Source organism: Photobacterium obscurum (assembly GCF_026191635.1).
GTDB classification, from domain to species: Bacteria; Pseudomonadota; Gammaproteobacteria; order Enterobacterales; family Vibrionaceae; genus Photobacterium; species Photobacterium obscurum.
In genome coordinates this window covers 1-20683 of sequence record NZ_JAKRRW010000026.1, presented here as the reverse complement: position 1 = coordinate 20683, position 20683 = coordinate 1, and the positions used below count along the sequence as shown (strand labels likewise).

The 20683-nt window shown below is 44.7% G+C and carries 12 protein-coding genes; 8 read left to right on the top strand and 4 right to left on the bottom strand.

Going from position 1 to position 20683, the window contains the following annotated elements:
- Window positions 1-20: 20 nt before the first annotated feature.
- Window positions 21-3056: an EAL domain-containing protein gene (locus MD588_RS22375; protein WP_265699991.1), complete on the bottom strand. Its 3036-nt coding sequence runs from the start codon at window positions 3054-3056 to the stop codon at window positions 21-23.
- Window positions 3057-3308: 252 nt separating this feature from the next.
- Entirely contained in the window at window positions 3309-4697 is a 1389-nt protein-coding gene (ptsG, locus tag MD588_RS22370; protein WP_265699990.1) for a PTS glucose transporter subunit IIBC, read from the bottom strand.
- Window positions 4698-6679: 1982 nt separating this feature from the next.
- Here ptsG and MD588_RS22365 point away from each other — a divergent pair.
- Window positions 6680-7339: a LuxR family transcriptional regulator gene (locus MD588_RS22365; RefSeq protein ID WP_265699989.1), complete on the top strand. Its 660-nt coding sequence runs from the start codon at window positions 6680-6682 to the stop codon at window positions 7337-7339.
- Window positions 7340-7369: 30 nt separating this feature from the next.
- Here MD588_RS22365 and MD588_RS22360 read toward each other — a convergent pair whose 3' ends face one another.
- Entirely contained in the window at window positions 7370-8740 is a 1371-nt protein-coding gene (locus tag MD588_RS22360; protein ID WP_265699988.1) for an L-serine ammonia-lyase, read from the bottom strand.
- 392 nt (window positions 8741-9132) lie between these two features.
- On the opposite strand from MD588_RS22360, the gene MD588_RS22355 reads away from it, so the two are divergent.
- Together MD588_RS22355 and MD588_RS22350 are read left to right on the top strand one after the other, a co-directional pair.
- Window positions 9133-10152, top strand: coding sequence for a LacI family DNA-binding transcriptional regulator (locus MD588_RS22355; RefSeq protein WP_265699987.1), 1020 nt, complete (start codon window positions 9133-9135; stop codon window positions 10150-10152).
- A 439-nt stretch (window positions 10153-10591) separates the two neighbouring features.
- The gene (locus tag MD588_RS22350) at window positions 10592-11986 is read left to right on the top strand and encodes a carbohydrate porin (RefSeq protein WP_265700067.1); all 1395 of its coding nucleotides are present in this window, start codon (window positions 10592-10594) and stop codon (window positions 11984-11986) included.
- Between the two features lie 169 nt (window positions 11987-12155).
- Here MD588_RS22350 and MD588_RS22345 read toward each other — a convergent pair whose 3' ends face one another.
- Complete coding sequence (locus MD588_RS22345) at window positions 12156-12878, bottom strand: YebC/PmpR family DNA-binding transcriptional regulator (protein WP_265699986.1); 723 nt, start codon at window positions 12876-12878, stop codon at window positions 12156-12158.
- Window positions 12879-13179: 301 nt separating this feature from the next.
- Here MD588_RS22345 and MD588_RS22340 point away from each other — a divergent pair, with 301 nt between their 5' ends.
- From MD588_RS22340 to MD588_RS22320, 5 genes are all read left to right on the top strand, one after another.
- Window positions 13180-13788 carry an aspartyl/asparaginyl beta-hydroxylase domain-containing protein gene (locus MD588_RS22340; RefSeq protein ID WP_265699984.1) on the top strand — a complete coding sequence of 203 codons (609 nt, stop codon included), beginning with the start codon at window positions 13180-13182 and terminating at the stop codon, window positions 13786-13788.
- 62 nt (window positions 13789-13850) lie between these two features.
- Complete coding sequence (locus MD588_RS22335) at window positions 13851-15098, top strand: SAM-dependent methyltransferase (protein ID WP_265699983.1); 1248 nt, start codon at window positions 13851-13853, stop codon at window positions 15096-15098.
- A gap of 8 nt (window positions 15099-15106) precedes the next feature.
- A complete protein-coding gene (locus MD588_RS22330) occupies window positions 15107-16063 on the top strand; it encodes a methionyl-tRNA formyltransferase (protein WP_265699981.1) in 957 nt (318 codons plus the stop codon).
- A 20-nt stretch (window positions 16064-16083) separates the two neighbouring features.
- A complete protein-coding gene (locus MD588_RS22325) occupies window positions 16084-16731 on the top strand; it encodes a phage tail protein (RefSeq protein WP_265699980.1) in 648 nt (215 codons plus the stop codon).
- Between the two features lie 208 nt (window positions 16732-16939).
- On the top strand, window positions 16940-20683 hold a 3744-nt coding region (locus MD588_RS22320; protein WP_265699979.1), incomplete at its 3' end, for an Ig-like domain-containing protein.

Below are 20683 nucleotides of genomic sequence, written 5' to 3'. Positions count from 1 at the left end.
GTTACTTCACCTCGGTATTATTACAAAACAGCCTCTAACTCAGACAGTAAGTTGTCGAACTCATTTTCCGTTAGTGGTTTCGATAATAAAAAGCCCTGACCATAGTCACACCCAGCAGCAGCTAGCAGGTTACGTTGTTCCTCGGTTTCAACACCTTCAGCCACGACTTGCATGCCAAGCTTGTGTGCCATAACGATGATAGCTTCGCAGACTGCCATGTCATCTGAGTTTGCATGAAGGTTACGAATGAACGACTGGTCGATCTTGATATTATCGACATGAAACTTTTGTATGTATGACAGAGACGAATAGCCGGTACCAAAATCATCAAGTGACACTTGAATGCCGGCATCGCGGAATGCAAACAGCTTGTCGGTGACCGTTTTACTGGCATCAAGTAACAGACCTTCGGTGATTTCGACGGCGATAGCTTGTCCTGGCAGACTGAGGGCGTCCAGATGGCTTAGCCAGCTGGAGATATCATTTCCCCGGTCACGGAATTGCATTGGAGATTTATTGATGCTGATCTGAAAGTCTTGATGGTGCAATGCACGCCACTTGGCTGCCTGCCTGGCAGCTTGGCGGAATACCCAGTCACCGAGCTCGACAATGATGCCGGTCTCTTCTGCCACTGGAATGAATTCGCTAGGACTCACCAGGCCTAGGACCGGGTGTTGCCAGCGGATCAAGGCCTCGGCTTTTTTGATCTCACCCGTCGACAGCTCAACGATTGGCTGGTAGTGAAGCTGTAGCTGATGGTTGTGGAGCGCATGGCGCAGATCATTGGCAAGTTGCCGGCGATGCTGCGCTGTCTCCTGCATCGATGCTGTGAAATATCGATAACGGTTTCGACCTTGTTCTTTTGCTGCATACATGGCTTGGTCGGCGTTTTTAAGCAAGATATCGGTTTGTGTGCCGTCATAGGGGTAGAGAGTAATGCCGATACTTGGCGATATATAGATAGTTTCAACGCCTAATGAGAAGGGGGCTGAGAATTGGTTGAGGATTTCTTGTGCTACGCGCTCGGCGCAGTTCGAGCTTTCCAGTTCGCCAAGGATCACCGTAAACTCGTCGCCACCCAGTCGTGATACCGTATCAGTTTCTCGTACACAGTTTTGTAGGCGCTGTGCGACATCTTTGAGTAGCAAATCCCCAGTGTTATGGCCAAGGGTATCATTTACCTCTTTGAAGTGATCAAGGTCGAGAAACAGCAGGGCCATAGGCCGTTCAGCAATGTGGGCTTTTTTCTTTTCTTGTGCAAGTTGGTTGAGGAACATATGGCGATTGGGCAGTCCGGTCAAAGAATCAAAATTGGCTTGGCTCCAGATAATTTCATCAGACTTTTTTTTGTCTGTAATGTCAGAGAATTGCGCAACCCTACGGTGGACAGAACCATCTGCATTGTGAATGGAATTGATTGTCAGCAAGGCGGTGTAGTATTCACCACTCTTGTGGCGGTTTTGGATTTCTCCCTGCCAATGACCAGTGGCATTTAGGGCGTGCAATATGTTTCTAAAAGTACTCTTATCCTGATGGTAGGAGGTCAGGATTTTTGAGCTTTTACCTTTGATTTCATCAAGTGAGTAGCCAGTGATTTCAGTAAAAGCAGGGTTGGTGGTGATTATTTCCCCATGACAACCTGTAACAACCATTGCTTCGCTGCTGTTTTGGTAAACCATCGAAGCTAGTTGCATTGATTCTTCGGCTGACTTGCGCTCTGTAATATCGGTATGGGTACCACACATGCGTAAGGGACTACCATCCTGCGCAAAGTTAACAATTTTGGCGCAGTCCAAAATCCATTTGTAATCACCTTGCTTGGTGAGCATTCGATATTCTGCTTTATGTTGTGTGCTGCGTCCTTCTAGATGGTTTGTTATTGATAATAAGGTTGCAGCCCTGTCATCAGGGTGAATGCTATTTAGCCAAAGTGTTGAGTCGTTTTGTATTTCTTCGAAGTTATATCCGAGGATTTCAGCCCAGCGAGCATTTCTTTGTACCGTATTGGCTTTTATATCCCAGTCCCAGAAGCCGAGTTCACTGCCTGCTAGCACGGAAATCAGCTGTTCTTTCTTCGCTCGCAGTTTGGCTTCGGTTTGTTTATGCTCCGAGGTATCTAACATACCGGCAAAAACAAACTTAACCTGCCCTTTGATTCGGTAGCAGGCAATCGTCATGTGAACATAAACGATGTCCCCATCTTTGCGAACAAAGCGCTTATCTAATGAATAGCCATCAATTTTGCCTGCTATCATTTGGTCAAACTGAGCCAAATCCAGCAGTAGATCGTCAGGGTGGCTAAATTCAGTCCAGGTTTTTTGAAGCAGTTCTTCTTCGCTGTAGCCGAGCATTTCGCACAGTCGGGGATTGACGCGTAGCCAGTTCTTTTCCGGATGGGTGATGGCAATCCCAATGTTGCCTAAATCGAATTGAGAACGGAACAGGAATTCACTTTCTTTTAGTGCATCTGCCGTTTGATCTCTTTGTAGCCGTCTTATAAAGAGCATCCCCATGGCGACTGTTATCAGCGGATAAATGAGTAATACCGGAACAGTAATATTGGAAAGTACCTGTAGCGCTATGTCCCACGGTAAAGTGAACATCAGCGCGAGCATAAGCCCATGAATGATTAAGCCGAAGAGGTAAAGTTCGCGAGCTGATAACTCCGACAGTGGACGCTGTCGATAACAGTGCCAGGCAATTCCTAGGAATCCTGAAGCCATAATTACAGTAATGCCTGTGATAGCGGCTTCGCCTCCTTGAAAAAAACGTAAGGTGGCAGTCATTGCCATTGCAATGATGGTGGGAACTGCGCCAAAAAAAAGCCCGGAAATCCCGAGTAGCACTGAGCGGGTATCAAATATAATTCCTGGAGCATACTGCCATGGCGTAAGCATGATAATAATACCGATCAACCCGAGGGCAAAGCCAGTGAAAGCCGCCCGGAGAGGAGTAAATAGGTTATGACCTCGGCTAGCTGCCATATCATAGATAAAAATCATTGCTAGTAATAAGGCGGCATTATGAGTCAGGGCGAGGAGGCCTGCGTGGTTCATGCTTATTAATGCTCTTTATTTATTTGGTTTGTTAATGTGTTTTTATTGTTGCATACCTATGTCAAATGATATCAATGTGAGGTAAGTGCTGACTATAACTCTTTTGGAGATAGGGCTCCCAGCTCACACTTCTTCATGACTGGCTGCATGTCTGCTCAATAGCCCTTTATCTTTTTGTCTGAGCATAATGTTCAGATATAAAAAAACCGGGCCTTGCGGCCCGGTTTAAAGTCTCACTCAAGACTTTTAATTTTAAGCTAGTGCTTCCATCTGACCTTTGATGATTTCAGAGTGGGTACCGAATACCGCTTGGAAGTTGTCGCCTTTCTCGAATACACCCGCTGCACCTAGTGCTTTCAGACGTGCTGTATCAACTTTAGAGCTGTCGATTACAGTTACACGTAGACGAGTGATACAAGCTTCAAGGTCTTTGATGTTAGCTTTGCCGCCGAATGCTTGAGCAATGTCTTGTGCCAGGCCGTCAGAAGCTGTGTTCACTTCAACTTTAGATTCGTCTTCGTCTTCACGACCCAGAGTCTTCAGGTTAAGTGCCTTGATTAGGGTTGTGAATACTAGGAAGTAGATTGCCGCGTAAACTAGACCGATTACTGGTAGCATCCAACCGTTAGTTGACTGACCGAATAGTAGGGTGAAGTCAAACAGACCGTGGCTGAATGTTGTACCGTGTTTGATGCCTAGAAGAATCATTACTACGAATGCAGAGCCAGCTAGTAGTGCGTGAGCAACGTAAAGCACTGGAGCAACGAATAGGAATGCAAACTCGATTGGTTCAGTAATACCTGTTAGGAACGAAGTTAGTGCTGCAGAACCTAGGATTGAAGCAACTTTCAGTTTGTTCTCAGGCTTAGCTGTCACATACATTGCAAGACATGCTGCTGGTAGACCGAACATCTTGAACATGTAACCACCCGCTAGGTTACCCGCTGTTGCGTCGCCTGCTAGGTAGCGAGGGATTTCACCGCGAACAACTTCACCAGCCGCTGTTGTGAACTCACCAACTTCGTAGAAGAAAGGTGCATTCCAGATGTGGTGTAGACCGAATGGGATTAGAGAACGCTCAACGATACCGTAGATACCGAATGCAACTTCTGGAGACTGGTAAGCAGCCCACTCAGAGAATGCAGCGATACCGGCACCGATTGGTTGCCATACGATAGCTAGCACAGCAGCAACAATACACGCTGCTAGTGAAGTTACGATTGGAACGAAACGTTTACCACCGAAGAAGCCAAGGTAAGTTGGTAGCTTGATATCATGATATTTATTGAAAAGTTGTGCGGCTACCAAGCCCATGATGACACCACCGAATACACCGGTATCAGTACCTTCTGCAACAACGCCTAGTACGCGAGTCATGGTTAGGTAACCAAGACCTGCAGCCAGTGCAGCAACACCGTCATTTTTGGTAAAGCCTAGTGCAACACCGATGGCAAATAGCAACGCCATGTTGGCAAACACACCCAGACCGGCCTCGGTCATGACTTGTGCAACGATATCAGGTAGGAACTTAGCAACCTCGGAGTTACCACCGATACCAAGAAGAATACCTGCTGCAGGCATACATGCTACAGGAAGCATGAGGCTACGCCCCATTTTTTGCATCGTACTAAATACGTTCATTTGAACCCCCATTCATTATGAACTTTATATATCTATTAAGAATAATTTGATCTTTAATCGATATCTTATGAAAACGTTAAGTGTCCATAGAGCAATTGAGTGATGTTGCTCTAAGTTGACGATAATTGTTTTTAGTCATGCTTTGTTTTAAAAGTAATAAGTTAAAGCAAAGCCGTGTTGGCAATGTCTGCTACCAACTAAAAATTAAATTCAAATAACGTTTTCGATTCCTTGTTATGCTAATAAGCATGAGTGTTTTTAATATTTCGCGATGGTCAGCTTTAAATTGTTTACCCCCTCGCTTCAATGAAAACAATGATACGGAAGAATTTTGAATATTTACGAGTCACTCGTCACACTGGGTGTAACATAGTGTAATTTATTGTTTCTTTAGGTTACGAAAAAAGCGTTGAGTGTAAGTTCAACGTAACATTAGAAGTGTTTAGAGAGTGATCTGATTCACAAATGATAAAGGATGTTTTAATTTAATCTTTATTTATCAGTGTCTTATATTGGTTTGTGCGGTGATAACTTTGTTACGTTACAGTTTACTGGTTTATCTTGTTTTGTTTAACCCAAAATTGTCGCAGCAGCGACTAGTGTAACTCGAATAATGATATGCGTCTTTATGAATGCATCTAAGCTCATCTTGAGCTGGCTGGTTTATATAAGATTTTGTACTGAGATAATATAATTGTTTTGGTTATGATTAATAGATTTCATTAGGCTCTATTTTGTTATGCACAATAACGAGATAAAGCGTTTACGCTTCTATGTGAAATTTATTTTTTTAACGCTCACAAGAAAGACTGATGAAATGTCTGGTTCAAAATAATAGCAAGAGGTTGAGGGCGATGATCTCTTGCTTTATCTTATATTTTTATTGCCATAAATAACGGTGAGAATTGATCTACCCCTAGATGCCAATGATTGACGGGTTGCCAGTTACACGGTGTGCTAGCAATTTACTGAATGTTAATCGCACTTTGTGGCGTAAAAACTCGTACCGTACTTTCCGTGATTGATAAAGTGAATCCCGTCACCGGAGGTAACAGGTACTGAGCCGTTACGCGGTCACGTTTTTTCGCGGGTGCGGACATTAGCCGTGTAAAACAGCCTTAGCTCCTCACTAACTTCTCTAATCTTTGGGTTCTGCATTATGTATTTTTGAACGTTTAGAGAACGAGTTGGCCGCTCTATGTTCAGGTAGAACACGCATCATTGCATTGGTGAATGCAAATGTGTAGTTTCATTCGCCTGCCCTTGGGTAGACTCGCTAATTGTCACAGTTTCAATTCAGGTGGATAGGTAGCGTCTCGACAATGCTATGCGTCCCTGAACCTGTGATATATCTTCGCTAGGATCAATTTACTGCGAATGGCTTTATGTTATTTGTGTCTGACACCCATTGTTAAATGGTATTTCTAGCAAGGGCTATCCAATATTGGGTAGCCCTTTTCTTTTGGCCATAACCCTTCGGGCTACGCAATTTTCAACTTGCTCTGCTTGAAAATAGCAGCAGCGTTGGACGCAACATAATTGAGGGATACTCCCTAGAGCACAGCTTATGGATGACCAAAAGCATTTGCAGCAGGTTGAAATGCACTAAATTTTTATACAATTGACTTAATTGTTTTTTTTATCTGTCGCTATATAAAGCTAGGAAACACTATGACGTGTAGAGATGGAAGAAAAAAGCTGCATGGAAGCAGCATATAACAGAGAAGCCCATTCATTAAAACGCAGTATTCAAAGGGCCTGTTACATTAAGTTGCTTCAATATCGGCGGGAGATTTTAAACCAAAGGCTATCAAGCAGCCTTTGGCTTAAACAGGTGTTTGCTCGTTATTATGATGAACAATCAGCTAGTTGAGCGGAGATGGCTTAAAAAGGGGAATTTCTACTACTTTTTCTTAATGACAACTTGCTAAAATAGCGGCGTGAATTTAGACCAATCTACATACTTATCCGTTCTGATTCACATGCTAGACACAACCCCGAATCCCGCAGGCCTAAAATCTAAAGATGGTCAATTTGCTTTTGCAAATGAAGCCTATCGACAGTTGGTTAATGCACCTAAGGATATCGCCGGGTTATATGATTGTGATCTACCATGTGATACCGCCCAATTTGCATCTACTTTTGCCCAACAAGACAAACATGCATTACTTAATAATAAGACAGTTAGCACGATAGACATTCATAACTACGCACATGGTTATGATGCGTTTTCGTTCCACAAACGACCAATTGTCATAAACGGTGAGCCCTGGGGGATACAATTCTATGCGGTTAACCTCAAAGAGCTGGTTAACTTGGAAGCCTTTGCTGAAGTGCTGGCGTTAGATAAATCCAATAAATCATTTAGTACTTTACAGCCTGGAGGAATGCAGCTGACGTCCTCTCAGGAGGTTGTATTGTTTTGGCTGTTGCGCGGGCGTCAGACCAAGCAAATTGCCCAGCTGATCCACCGCACACCAAAGGCGGTAGAAAAACAAATTGCTAATCTTATTGCCAGGTTTGCCGTGTTCGGGGTCACGAATCGTGCGACATTGATTGACTACGCGCGTTGTAACGGATGGCTTTCTGTTATTCCAGCTCAGTTACTGAAGCAGCCCGTCTCGATCATGATCAACCAGTAAGAGGTTTGGGCAATTACAATGAATAAGTTGTTACTCGCATGGTGGGGCAAGGTGGATCATCGCCAAGCCGCCCAGTGAGGTCTCACGGTATTTCTTGTTCATATCTTTACCGGTCTGATACATGGTTTCTATAACCTTATCCAGTGAAATTAGAGACTTGCTATTACGCTTGAGTGCCATGCGAGAAGCATTGATCGCTTTTATCGCTCCCATAGCGTTGCGTTCGATGCATGGAATTTGGACAAGACCGCCAATAGGATCGCAGGTCATCCCAAGCGAATGTTCCATGGCAATTTCAGCAGACATACAGATTTGCTCGTTGCTGCCGCCACGGATGGCCGTTAAACCAGCCGCTGCCATAGATGACGAGACGCCGATTTCCCCCTGACAGCCTACTTCCGCACCTGAAATAGAGGCATTCATTTTGTATAGCATTCCAATAGCTGCCGATACCGCAAGAAAATCTTTGATTTTTGGTGTGTCAAGCTGGCAGATGAACTTGTTGTAATACATCAAGACAGCCGGGATCACCCCGGCAGCGCCGTTGGTTGGAGAGGTCACCACCTGACCGCCAGCAGCATTTTCTTCACTCACCGCAAAGGCAAACACGTTAACCCAGTCCAGGACGGTCATTGGATCATTATCGATATCTTTACCGGCCTCTAGCTTTTTCAGTAGGGCGGGGGCACGTCGGACAACATGCAGTCCCCCCTCAAGTATCCCTTCGGTCTGGAAGCCTCGTTGCATGCAGGAAGTCATGACTTCCCAGATCTGTTCTGCTTGGTTATCGATTGCTTCCTGAGAGCGGAAAGCGAGCTCGTTGCGTAGAAACATCGATCCAATGCTGAGCCCATTATTCTCGGCATTTTTAAGGATATCTTCGGCAGAATTAAATGGGTAGGGAACGGTAACTTCATCGCTGGACTTGCCGTTTTGTAGCTCATCGGCCGTGGCAATAAACCCCCCACCAATTGAGTAGTAGGTTTCGACAAGCAGCTCTTTATCTTGTTCATCAAATGCACTGATCGTCATGCCATTTTCATGTAGCGGCAGGCTCTTGTCGTGAAACAGCATATCGGTACTGGGATCAAAGCTGATTGTCTTTTTACCTGCAAGGTATAATGTTTTGGACTGAACCCCGTCGGCCATAGCCTTGTTGGCCTGAGTAATATCAATGTTGTCTGGTTTGTTCTTCATTAAGCCAAGTATGGTTGCCCGGTCAGTATGGTGGCCCTTACCTGTCAGAGAAAGAGAGCCATAAAGATCAACCTGTATGCGATTCACATCATCAAGTATCGAACTGATTTTCTGGCAAAAATCAAAACCGGCTAGCATCGGTCCATTGGTATGTGAGCTAGATGGTCCGACTCCTATTTTGTAGATATCGAAGATTGATAGCATGGTCACTTCCTTAATTCAGTTATTAGCCGGACATGGACGAGAAAATCGGGCAGACAAAACAGGAAACAGCAGTAATTTCAGCGACTACTAAAAGCATATACCCAAACGACACTAAGGGGGAGGGACAGGAGTGAGTTCAGTTTAAGGAATATCTCGCAAGGAAGTTTTGTTATTAATCAGGTGGCAAAACGATGTGATACTACCTTTTATTACATGTAGTTATCCTGACAAGAATTGACTATCTTGTTAGCATTCATACTCTCGATTACCAGTATTTATCTGAATTCTGGCTGATTTCTTTTGATCAAGAGCCAGTTTTAATTCGTTTTGCTTTCCATTCGCGTTAATTGGCCAGATAATGAAAAGATGGTAGCGGCTAAAACGGTTTAGTAATGGAAAAGAGAAAACGTATAACAATTGCTGACATAGCCAAACTGGCCGGTGTCTCGAAAACAACAGCGAGTATGGTGCTTAATGGGCGGGCATCTACCTTTCGGATTAAAGAAGAAACCCGTGAGCGGGTTATGGCTGTTGCTAGAGAAAACAATTACTCACCGAACCTGCACGCAAAATCTCTGCAGGCCAACCGCTCTGACACCATTGGCTTGGTTATTCCCGATTTGACCAGTTTTGGCTTTGCCTCTATAGCCCGTGAACTGGAGCGTCTCTCTCGTCAGGCCGGGCTACAATTGTTGATCGCCTGCTCGGAAGATGATCCGGAGATTGAGCGACAGGTCGTAGAAGGGCTGGTTCGCCGCCAGATAGATGGCTTGATTGTGGCCTCTAGCGAAACCTCTGATGAATTCTATCAAACATTGACCAAGCAGCTTCCGGTTCTCCAGCTTGAGCGACATATCGGTCAGTCACCGTTACCATTGGTACTTACCGATGCGACCAAAGTGACTGCGGATTTGATCGAGACAATAGCTGCTTCCTCTGTTTCCGAGTTTTACTATTTCGGTGGGCGGCTAGAGCTGTCCCCAAGTCGCCACCGTTTAACGGGCTTTGAGCTGGGTTTGAAACGGGCAGGGCTTGAAGAAAAGCCTGAATGGATTCGCCATCGTGATTATCAGTCCGAATCGGGCTATGAAATGATGCAGCAGTTGCACAAAGAGCTAGGGCGATTGCCTGAAGCACTGTTCACGGCATCCTATACACTGCTCGAAGGGGTATTACGTTATCTGAAAGAGCAGAATTGTCTTGACGCTCTGGTTAGTAAAGAGATGCGGCTGGCAACGTTCGATAACCATGACCTGCTAGACTGCCTGCCGTTGAATATTGACTCCGTTGCTCAGGACAATGAAAAAATTGCCCAGACCGGTTTTCAGCTGATCCGGCTACTGTTGTCGAGCCAGCGTGTAACACCTGCCTCTTTTGCCCTTGATGCCCACATTCGCTGGCGGAGCCAGTGACGGCTAATTTGCTACGACTAGGCCACTTTGAATTCATCGACTCGTCTAGTGGGCTGGTCTAGCCTCATAACTATACTAAACGGCTTCAAGATACTCTTATTCCAGTCTATTGAGGTCGTTTGACTAGACATAGCTAACTCTTCACATTCTTCGGCCCTGATTGTTTTCATATCTGTATCTGTATCTGTATCTGTATCTGTAGAGTGCAGAGACGCCATCACACAGCCTATCTCGGATCACTAACGCTCCTAAACACTTCACCAGCCTAACACTATTCACACCATGCATATTGCAAGATCACAAAAAGCAAAAATATGACACTACGATCACAAAGCTAAACGGATTTAGCAAATATATCTCGATCAACTAAACCGGTTTAGCAATAATCAGCAGCGTTGTTTAGCAGTTTACAAATTAATGGATAGATGGAATTAGAATGATGAAAAAAAGCCTCTTATCACTCGCAGTGTCTTTTGCCGTAACTTGCTCCGGTGCCGCCTTGGCACAAGGTGATGTAGCGAGCTTAGAGCAAAGGATTGCTGACTTAGAACAGCGCCTGGAAAAAAATGAGCAAGTGGCAGCGGATGCAGACAGCAAAGCTTCCGCCTTTGAGTTTCATGGTTATGCGCGTGCGGGGTTGCTTATTGATGACAACCTCAACGGTGCCACTGGGACGGGGCCATACATGACAGCAGCTGGTGCGCTTGGTGGTGCAGTTGGTCGTCTGGGTGTCGAAGATGACAACTATGTCGAAGTAATTCTTGATCATAATATCCAGCAGGACGATGGCTCATGGTCGAAATACCGTGTGATGCTGGCCGATAGTACGGAAACCAACAATGAATGGACTGCCGACGATTCAAAATTGAATGTGCGTCAGGTTTATGCAGAGCTGGGTGGTCTGGAGTCATTTGATGGTGCGCTTTCTTATGCGTCGATTTGGGCCGGTAAGCGTTTTGATCGTGATAATTTCGATATCCACTTTATGGATACTGATATTGTTTTCCTATCGGGAGCGGGGGCCGGTCTTTACGATATTCAGTTCAGCGAAGATTGGAGCACGAACTTCTCGGTTTATGGGCGTGATTTTGGCACCATTGACAGCGAAAGCCTGGAAGTTGAAAACTACATTGTTACGATGAATAACTACATTGGTCAGTGGCAGTTGATGTTAAATGCTATGACAGCTGCTGATAATGAAGGCAGGGCTGACAACGATAATGGTACGACACCAACCAAGCGTGCTGAAAATGGCTTCCATGCTTTGCTGGCCTACCATGGCGATAATTTTTACGGCGGTGGCGAAGGTTTCTCTAAGACTGGGGTATTGGTTGGTCAAGGCCTAGGTGCCGAGCTTAAGGGGATCGGCTCGAACGGTGATCTTAATGAAGATGCTCAGGCTGTTCGACTGTTTAGTTACGGCGTTACTCGATTTGCTGACAACTGGCGTATTGCGCCGGCGTTCCTGGGTGAATATAGCAAAGACCGTGTTAAAGACGGTGATGAATTCATGTGGGCGACTGCGAACGTACGCCTGGCACAAGAGCTGACCAAAAACTTCGAAATGGTGTATGAAGGATCTTACCAGTACATGGATTTGGACAATGGCACGGAACAGGCTGACGGTAGCTTTTATAAGGCGACTATTGCCCCAACCTTTAAACTAGATACATCTGGCGGCTTCTTCCAGCGTCCGGAAATTCGCTTTGCGGCTTCATATGTTGACTGGAGCGAGGATTTGAATGATTACTCTGTGAGCTTGGATAATGACGCAAGCACAATGGGTGAGGGTGGTGAGTTTATCTTTGCGATGCAGATGGAAACCTGGTTCTAATATAGTGATGCACGTGACTTTTTGTTGTCACAGCCTTTCTAATTTTTGTGATTATTAAGAATGTACTTGTTCTTTTCGGTGGCTTAGGCCACCGTTTTTTTATGTTGCCTACAGCACAAATAAAAAAGCCGAGCTTAGCTCGGCTTTTTTATTTAACAGTGAAAACAGATTAATCTGCAATTTCAGCGTTGTGGTAGACGTTTTGTACGTCGTCGCAGTCGTTCAGCGCATCAAGGAACTTCTCGAAAGCCGCAACATCGTCGCCAGAAATTTCAGTCATTGTTTGAGGAACGAAAGAAATCTCTTCAACGTCAAGTGTCACGTCAGGCATGGTTGCTGTTAGTGCATTCTTAACCTTGAAAAACTCTGTGTGTGGCGCATAAACAGTGATAACACCGTCTTCACACTCGATGTCGCTTACGTCAACATCTTCCATCATTAGGTTTTCAAGTACTGCTTCTTCATCGTCACCGTTAAACTGGAATACAGCCTGGTGTTCGAACATGTGACCAACAGTACCCGGGCCACCGATTTTTGCGTGGTTCTTTACAAAGCACTGACGAACATCCATAAAGGTACGATTGTTGTTGTCAGTTAGGCAATCAACGATAACCATGCAGTTACCAGGACCGAAACCTTCGTAGCGCGCAGTTGCAAAATCTTCACCGCCGCCACCTTTCGCCTTATCGATCGCTTTTTCGATAACGTGAGATGGTACTTGGTCTTTTTTAGCTTTTTCGATTAAACGGCGTAGTGCAAGATTGCTTTCTGGATCAGGACTACCGTTCTTAGCACAGACGTAGATTTCTTTACCGTATTTCGAGTAAACCTTGATCTTCGCGCCTTGTGTTTTTGCCATCGACAATTTGCGTACTTCGAACTTTCTTCCCATGAGGAATAACTCTCTATGTTGATATTTGGGACTTCTGTTGGGGGCGGATTTTACCAGTTAGTGGGTAGTGAAGGCTAGTCTGATTTAATTGGGATAGGGAAAGTCCTAAGCCAATGTTAATAATTCATATTTCGATAACAATAAAGGCCAATATTTCTCCAGATAATCATATTTGTTTTTAAGTAAAATGTGAGCAATGTTGCATATTGTGTATTTTGATGCACATTCTGATAGATGAAATTTGTTGTCATGATGCTATTGACTACCATTGCATATGGGTTGTTATGCATATTGGTGTCTAATGTTGGAAATTTGTTGTTACCTCCCAATTCAATCTCCTGAGACTTCTCAGCTGCTGGCTTCTGTCGAAGCATTGTCAGTTGACGAGTGGCTTCCTCATGTCAACCGTGCTTGTTATGACGGTCAGTGGGATGTATATCCATTGCGCGGTCTTGCCAAGTATCAGGATAAGTCTCCGATTTTACAGGCTTTTGCATTGGAAGGGGCTGAGTCGAACGATGATTTTGATAATTATGGTTTTTTATCTAGCTGTCCCGAACTTCACGCCTTTTTGAAACAACTCTGTTGTCCCATTCTGTCTGTGCGTTTGATGCGCTTGCGTCCGGGAGCGGTTATCGCACCGCACCGTGATCATGGGCTATGTGTCTCACAAGGCCAGGCGCGTCTGCATCTGTGTTTGCAGACTGATCCTGATGTTGAATTTATCGTCGCTGGTGAATCGGTTCATATGGCCGAAGGAGAGTTATGGTATCTCAACGCCGATCTGGAGCATGCGGTTTACCACCGGGGCAAGGTTGATCGCATTCATGTGGTGATTGATTGTGTGGCGAATGACTGGCTGCGTGAGCAGTTGAGGTTGTCAGTTCATCAGGCCTCGAATGTTTTATAGAGATAAGAAGATGTCGGTATGACTGAATACAAATATAACGTCTGAATGGTGTATATAAGCTTATGGCAAAATATCTTGATTTACAGACTTCGTCAGTGACAACAGTGAGTTCAGTCGACCCTGAGCTGGAGAAATTATTTAACCAGCTATTACGTTCGAAATTGGATTCAACATTAAATATATCCAGCCAAAATGAGCTAGCTGTGAAATTGAGCGCGTCTTTTAAAGAGCTGACAGCGACAATTGCAGATACACCAAATGCAGATCATCAATGTTGGGTCGAATTATTTGCTGGTGCTTCAGAAGCGCTTTTATCAATTTATCAAGATCTGGCCTTAACAGAAAGCGAACGACATACCTCCTATATCAATGCGACGGGGCAGGTGATGTCAGTTGATGATGCCGTACATACTGTAAAGGATATTTATAGAGTTAAAGCATTTATTCGAGGTCTGCATTTATCTATTCGCCAACAGATTGAGAGTAATCCTAGCAAGACAATACATTTAGTTTATCCAGCATGTGGCCCTTTTGCCCCGTTGTTGTTGCCTTTATTAAGCTACTGCAGTGAGCAAGGCATCACCTCCGATCAATTAACAATAACTTTGATCGATATCCAGCCTGGTGCGGTAAAAGTGTTAAATCGGCTAGTTGATGATCTGGCTATTCGTCATTATATACAGGACATTTTATGTATAGATGTTATGGGTTATCAGCCAGAGCTACCGATTGACATTTTGTTGATGGAAGCCTTTCAGCACGGCTTAAGTCGTGAAGGTCATGTGAGTTTTGCCAGACACCTCAGCCAATTTATTGCAGAGGGCGGCGTGATGTTGCCAGAGAAGGTAGAGATTAATGCTTGCCTGGCTAAAGGTCAGCGAGAATACAATGATCAATGGCAGCAGCAACCCCGCTGTCATTCAACCTTGATTGACCCTTCTATTCAACAGGAACGCATTGAGCTCGGTAATGTATTCACGTTGACTCTAGATAAACTGAGAACCATGTCTGTATTGCCGCTGGGGGATGGATTCGAAATTGTTGAGTGTGAACAGGTTCAAATACCCTCAGATGTGCCAGATATCAATCAAAGAATTCTACTAACCACGGCAAGCGTTAATGTATTCGGTGATGAGAATATAGAGCAGTATGATTCTGGAATTAGTCATCCCCGAGCCGATATGTCTATCTGCATCGATTTCATCCCCAAAGTCCCTGAACCAGATGATCTGTTAGTCAGAAGCGGAGACCACATCAAGTTTTACTACAAGCTTTGTGGTACTCCCGGCTTCCTGCCTACTTTAGCTTAGGAGATCACATGGAAAATAATCATCACATTAATTCCTCGATGTATAAAAACAAGGTTTCAGTGGCGACCTCGAGCTTCGCAACAGTCCCAGTAATAATTTGGCTTTATCAGCAAGGGTATCTGAACGGGGTGTTGCTTTATGGTGCTGATGGGCAAGAGCGCATGCAATTTGAAGCTCAACTTGGTGCTGTTTCTATTCCAGTTTTTTATGTTGAAAATGACGATGAAAAAGCGGTTAAACATCTTGATACTTGGCAAACAGATCTACTGATTGTTTTTAATTGCGGAAAAATTCTTTCGTCAACCGTATTTGATTTTGCTACTTATGGCACTGTCAACCTGCATGCTGCAGCGCTCCCACATTATCGAGGTCCTCACCCTATTTATTGGCAGATCAGAAGCGGCGAGAAACAACTGCTATTAACTGCTCATCGTGTGACTCAAAAAATAGATAGTGGAGATATTCTGGCTCAGTACCCTGTAGAAATCAGTGAATTCGATACCCATCAGAGCCTATATGGAAAAGTAATACAGCATACTCCTTTACTTCTAGAGCAGCTTTTTGCACTAGATCTTGATTTAAATAAAACGCTAGGCATTAAACAAGCAGGCGTCCCCGCCATTAAGGCTCCTAGGGTTAGTCAACCCGATCTCAATATCAATTGGCAATCAACATCGGCAAAAGCACTTTGTGATCAAGTTCGAGCTGGGAACCCAATTTATGGTGGCGCGATTTTAACTCTCGGTGGAGCCAGTGCCCAGCTTTTACAAGCATCGGCAGCTGTCATGCCGAATTACGGAGTGAAGCCTGGCACCATCATTCATATTTCACCAGAAAAAGGAGTGTTTGTTGCCCTAAAAGATAATGCGGTGCGGCTAGATATTGTGGCCAATTCAGATGGTGTATTTGACGGTTACCGTTTTTCGCAAGTTGTTGGACTTAAAACAGGTATGCAATTTAGTTAAAAGTTAACGGAGAGCACGTTATGGAAGAAATGATGGGTTCAATTAAGCTTTTTGGTGGGAACTTCGCGCCAAAAGATTTCGCGTTTTGTGATGGTCAACTAATAGCCATTTCGCAGAATCAAGCCCTCTTTGCCATTTTAGGTAATGTTTGGGGGGGAGACGGCCGTACTAATTTCGCGCTGCCAGATATGAGAGGTCGTGTACCTATTGGTGTGGGGCGTGGTATAGGCCGAGTTAATGTAATTCAAGCGCAAATGCTAGGCAATGAAGTCAACGCATTACAACTTAGTCAAATGCCAGCCCATAGCCATAGCGCAACCTTTAATCCTACGAGCAGCACCAGTAGCCCACCAACGGCTACGGCAGCAGTGAAAGCTAATTCAGGCATAGGTACGGAAAACAGTCCTGCTGGTAACTATTGGGCAACCGGCAATGTGGCTCAAGATAGATCTACCTACCCAGTTGAAAAAGGTTTCGCTAGTACCGCTGACACCACAATGGCTAGCGATGCGGTTACGATCGATATTGCTGGTGGCAGCGGCGGTATCACAGGGGGTTCAGTCACAGTCAAGCAGACTGGTGGGGAAGACCCATTTAGTATTATGCAGCCCTCACTGGGCATTAATTACATTATGTGTGTGGAAGGCCTATTTCCAAGTCGAAATTAATTTTCAGTCACAAGGGCCAGGGGAACATCTCTGGCTGTTGTCTGTGCTGGTGTAGCTGCTAATTTCATCACACTCAAGCAAGAGTAAAAGGAAAGTATTGTAGTTTGGATTTTGCCGATATGGATGTAGAGGCTTCGGTTTCTTCTGAAACTGCTGATATCTAGTTCGGGATAACGCCGCTGAATGGTAAATGGAAAAGGATGTCCTTATGAACAAGTACTTACCAAGCATTATCGTGGCGGCTATGCTGCTAATGGGATTGGGCAACGCGTCAGCAGCAGGTGCTCATACTTATATTGGCAGTAAAAATATAGGTATTACATCGTTTCCTAATGAAAAGCCTCTGTCTAATGTTGTCAGGCAAGATGATTTAGAGTCAGTTGCCCCTGCTCAGGTCAACGAACTTATTATTATTGATGCAGCAGTCCCTGATAAACACTTGTTCTATAAAAATCTAAAGCAAAATGCCGAAATTAAAGAAATAGCGTCAGAAAAGGATGGTTTAGAGCAACTAACCCAAATTTTATATCAATATCAAAACCTCGATGTATTGCACGTTGTCTCACACGCAGATGACGGGATTATTTATTTAGGTAACAGCCAAGTAACTGAACAATTTTTAAAACAAAAAACAGATACATTTCCGTCATTAAATTACGCCTTAAAAGAAGGTGCTGATGTACTGCTTTATGGTTGTAATCTCGGAGCAGGGAAAGCGGGTGAAGCTTTAATTGAATTTATCGCTAACCAAGCTCATGTTGATGTTGCAGCATCAGATGACTTAACAGGTGATTTTTTATTAGGAGGAGATTGGGAGCTAGAAGTTTCGACAGGAAAGATTGACTCAATAAAGCTTTGGTCTTCGGAATCAGAAATTCAGTACTCGCATGTGTTGGCTACACCTGTATTTAACTCTCCGCCAGAAATTACGAATATTTCGCCTGGAGGTGGAACGTTAAATGTTGAGTTGAATTTGGAGGGGGGAGCGAATTATGTCGTATTACCTGATGGAGCAACTGCTCCTACCAATGTTCAAGTGCAAAGTGGTACTGATGGAGATGATAATGCGGCAATAATCAAGCACTCAACAGACGGTAGTAATGCTGCTAACACAGTTTTTACTACGGTAATAAATGGGGTGAGCAGTGAAACAAGTTATGATGTTTATGTAACGGGATATGATAAAAATGAAGAAGATAAGTCCGGTGCTAATGATACCCAACCTGTAAAAATAGACTTGACCACCTCAGCTTTAGGAGAAGCTCCGAGTGGACTTCAAACATTTGCCGGTATAGCAATCATCAATAATATTGGTCAAACCAACGATGGGTACTTTAATTTAACAAGGTCGGATGGATCTGGTGCTAACAACGCGCTTAGAGCAGATCAATACGGAGCTTATATTAATGACTCCAGTGCTGCAGCATCATCATTCACATCCTCTATTAAAATCAATATGACCGTTTCTGGATATTTTCAAATAACAGATATCACATTAGGTGAATATCAAACAGGCGGAGCAGCTACAACGAATAATTTCAAAGATATAACAGTTAAAGGGTATAAAGACGGAGTTACAGTTGCTCAATCAACGCCATACACCCCTCCATCAGATACTTATATTACCGACTATACATCGATAAGTTGGGCTGATTTTTCAGGTGTTAATGTTGATGAATTTGAAGTTTTTTATACTGTGAGTACAGGAGATAAACAATTTGATTTTAATTTGATTGATTTTTCTATCGCGGGTATGAACACAGCTACAAATGAAGCTCCTACCATCACTATAAACGATACTAACCTAGCTTATATTGAAAATGATGCTGCCATCCAGATAGATGCGTCTGCAACTCTTTCTGATGAAGATGGTGATGCCGATTGGGATAACGGTAAGTTGATGGTACAGATTACCGCTAATAATGAAGCGGGTGATGAGCTATCTATTTCGGATAATATTGTTGGCTCCATTAATACCGACGGAACCAATATACGAGATAATACAACTGTTATAGGGACTTTGAGTGCCAGTGAAGGTACTGTGACCAATGATACGGCTCTCACTGTCACTTTTAATAGCAATGCTACCAATGTGTTAGTTCAACAAGTACTACGAGCCATTCATTACCGCAATACATCTGATGATCCTGTTACGTCCAATCGCACCATCACATTTACTGCGACAGATAAAAATGATGCTGTAGCCAGTGATACTCGAACCATTGTGTTCACAGCCGCTAATGATCAACCAACGCTTTCTGCTACAGGCAGAGATCCGACCTTCAGCGAAGGTGGTGCTGCACAAAGCCTGTTCAGTGGCGCTATGGCTGCCACTGTAGAAAGTGGGCAGACACTTACCGCAATGACTCTGACTGTCACTAATGTAAACGACGGTGCTAGCGAAGTTCTCGGTTTTGATGGTTCAAATGTGCAATTGACCAATGGGTTTAATGTTGGGTCAACGACTACCAATAGCCTCAATGTGTCAGTAGTTGTGGATGGTACAACTGCAACTGTAAGCTTCTCTGGAGCTACTCTTAGCCCTGCACTATTGCAAACGCTTGTTAATGCAATCACCTATTCAAATAACAGCTTGAACCCTAATACGTTAAACCGTGTGATTACCATTACTTCACTTACGGACAGCGGCAGCAACACCGGATCAAATGACAACGTAAATAGTGCTCTTGCTGTGACTTCAACCGTTACTGTTGTAGCAATAGGTGATACTGTCGCTCCGACAGTTATTATCGGTAGTGATCAGACCGAGCTGAAAGCCGGTGAAACGGCTAGCTTGACCTTTATTTTGAGCGAAGCCAGTAGCGACTTTGCGGTCGGGGATATCACCGTGGTCGGCGGTTCACTGAGCGGCTTTAGTGGTAGTGGTACCAGTTATAGCGCGACGTTTACACCGGATGCCGATCGCACCGCGGCAGCCACCATTGATGTAGCAGGTAGTACCTTCACCGACAGCGCAGGTAACGACAACACCGCGGCGACGCAATTGTCGATTAGCCTCGATACGGTACTGCCGGGGATCAGTATCGCTAGTGACAAGCCGAGCCTCAAGGCGGGTGAAACTGCCAGCTTGAGCTTCATCTTAAGTGAAGCCAGTAGCGATTTTGCAGATGGTGATATCACTGTGGTCGGTGGTTCGCTAAGCGGCTTTAGCGGTAGCGGCACCAGTTATTCGGCGATGTTTACCCCGGATAATGACCGCACGGCAGCGGCGACCATTGATGTGGCCGCTAATGCCTTCACCGACAGCGCCGGTAACAATAATACTGCGGCGACACAGCTAAGCATCAGTTTGGATACGGTGCTGCCGGGGATCAGTATTGCCAGCGATAAGCCGAGCCTGAAAGCCGGTGAGACTGCCAACTTGAGCTTTACTTTGAGTGAAGCCAGTAGCGACTTTTCTGTCAGCGATATTACTGTCGTCGGTGGTTCGTTAAGCGGATTTAGTGGTAGCGGCACCAGTTATTCGGCGATGTTTACCCCGGATAATGACCGCACGGCAGCGGCGACCATTGATGTGGCGGCCAATGCCTTCACCGACAGCGCGGGTAACAATAATACTGCGGCGACCGGGCTCAGTATTGGTCTGGATACGGTGCTGCCGGGGATCAGTATCGCCAGCGACAAGCCGAACCTGAAAGCCGGTGAGACTGCTAGTTTGAGCTTCACTCTGAGCGAGGCGAGTTCTGATTTTGCTGAAAGTGATATCAATGTGGTCGGTGGTAGCCTGAGCAGCTTTAGTGGCAGTGGCACCAGTTATTCGGCGACCTTTACGCCGGATGCGGATCGTACTGCGGCAGCAACCGTGGATATCGCAGCGAACAGTTTCACTGACAGTGCCGGTAATGACAACACCGCAGCGACACAGTTAAGCATCAGTTTGGATACGGTGCTGCCGGGGATCAGTATCGCCAGCGACAAGCCGAGCCTGAAA

Excerpts from the sequence above, each read along its gene's own strand:
- MD588_RS22375 (WP_265699991.1), bottom strand. The coding sequence starts at position 3,056 with ATGAACCACGCAGGCCTCCTCGCCCTGACTCATAATGCCGCCTTATTA.
- ptsG (WP_265699990.1), bottom strand. The coding sequence starts at position 4,697 with ATGAACGTATTTAGTACGATGCAAAAAATGGGGCGTAGCCTCATGCTT.
- MD588_RS22365 (WP_265699989.1), top strand. The coding sequence starts at position 6,680 with ATGCTAGACACAACCCCGAATCCCGCAGGCCTAAAATCTAAAGATGGT.
- MD588_RS22360 (WP_265699988.1), bottom strand. The coding sequence starts at position 8,740 with ATGCTATCAATCTTCGATATCTACAAAATAGGAGTCGGACCATCTAGC.
- MD588_RS22355 (WP_265699987.1), top strand. The coding sequence starts at position 9,133 with ATGGAAAAGAGAAAACGTATAACAATTGCTGACATAGCCAAACTGGCC.
- MD588_RS22350 (WP_265700067.1), top strand. The coding sequence starts at position 10,592 with ATGAAAAAAAGCCTCTTATCACTCGCAGTGTCTTTTGCCGTAACTTGC.
- MD588_RS22345 (WP_265699986.1), bottom strand. The coding sequence starts at position 12,878 with ATGGGAAGAAAGTTCGAAGTACGCAAATTGTCGATGGCAAAAACACAA.
- MD588_RS22340 (WP_265699984.1), top strand. The coding sequence starts at position 13,180 with ATGTTGGAAATTTGTTGTTACCTCCCAATTCAATCTCCTGAGACTTCT.
- MD588_RS22335 (WP_265699983.1), top strand. The coding sequence starts at position 13,851 with ATGGCAAAATATCTTGATTTACAGACTTCGTCAGTGACAACAGTGAGT.
- MD588_RS22330 (WP_265699981.1), top strand. The coding sequence starts at position 15,107 with ATGGAAAATAATCATCACATTAATTCCTCGATGTATAAAAACAAGGTT.
- MD588_RS22325 (WP_265699980.1), top strand. The coding sequence starts at position 16,084 with ATGGAAGAAATGATGGGTTCAATTAAGCTTTTTGGTGGGAACTTCGCG.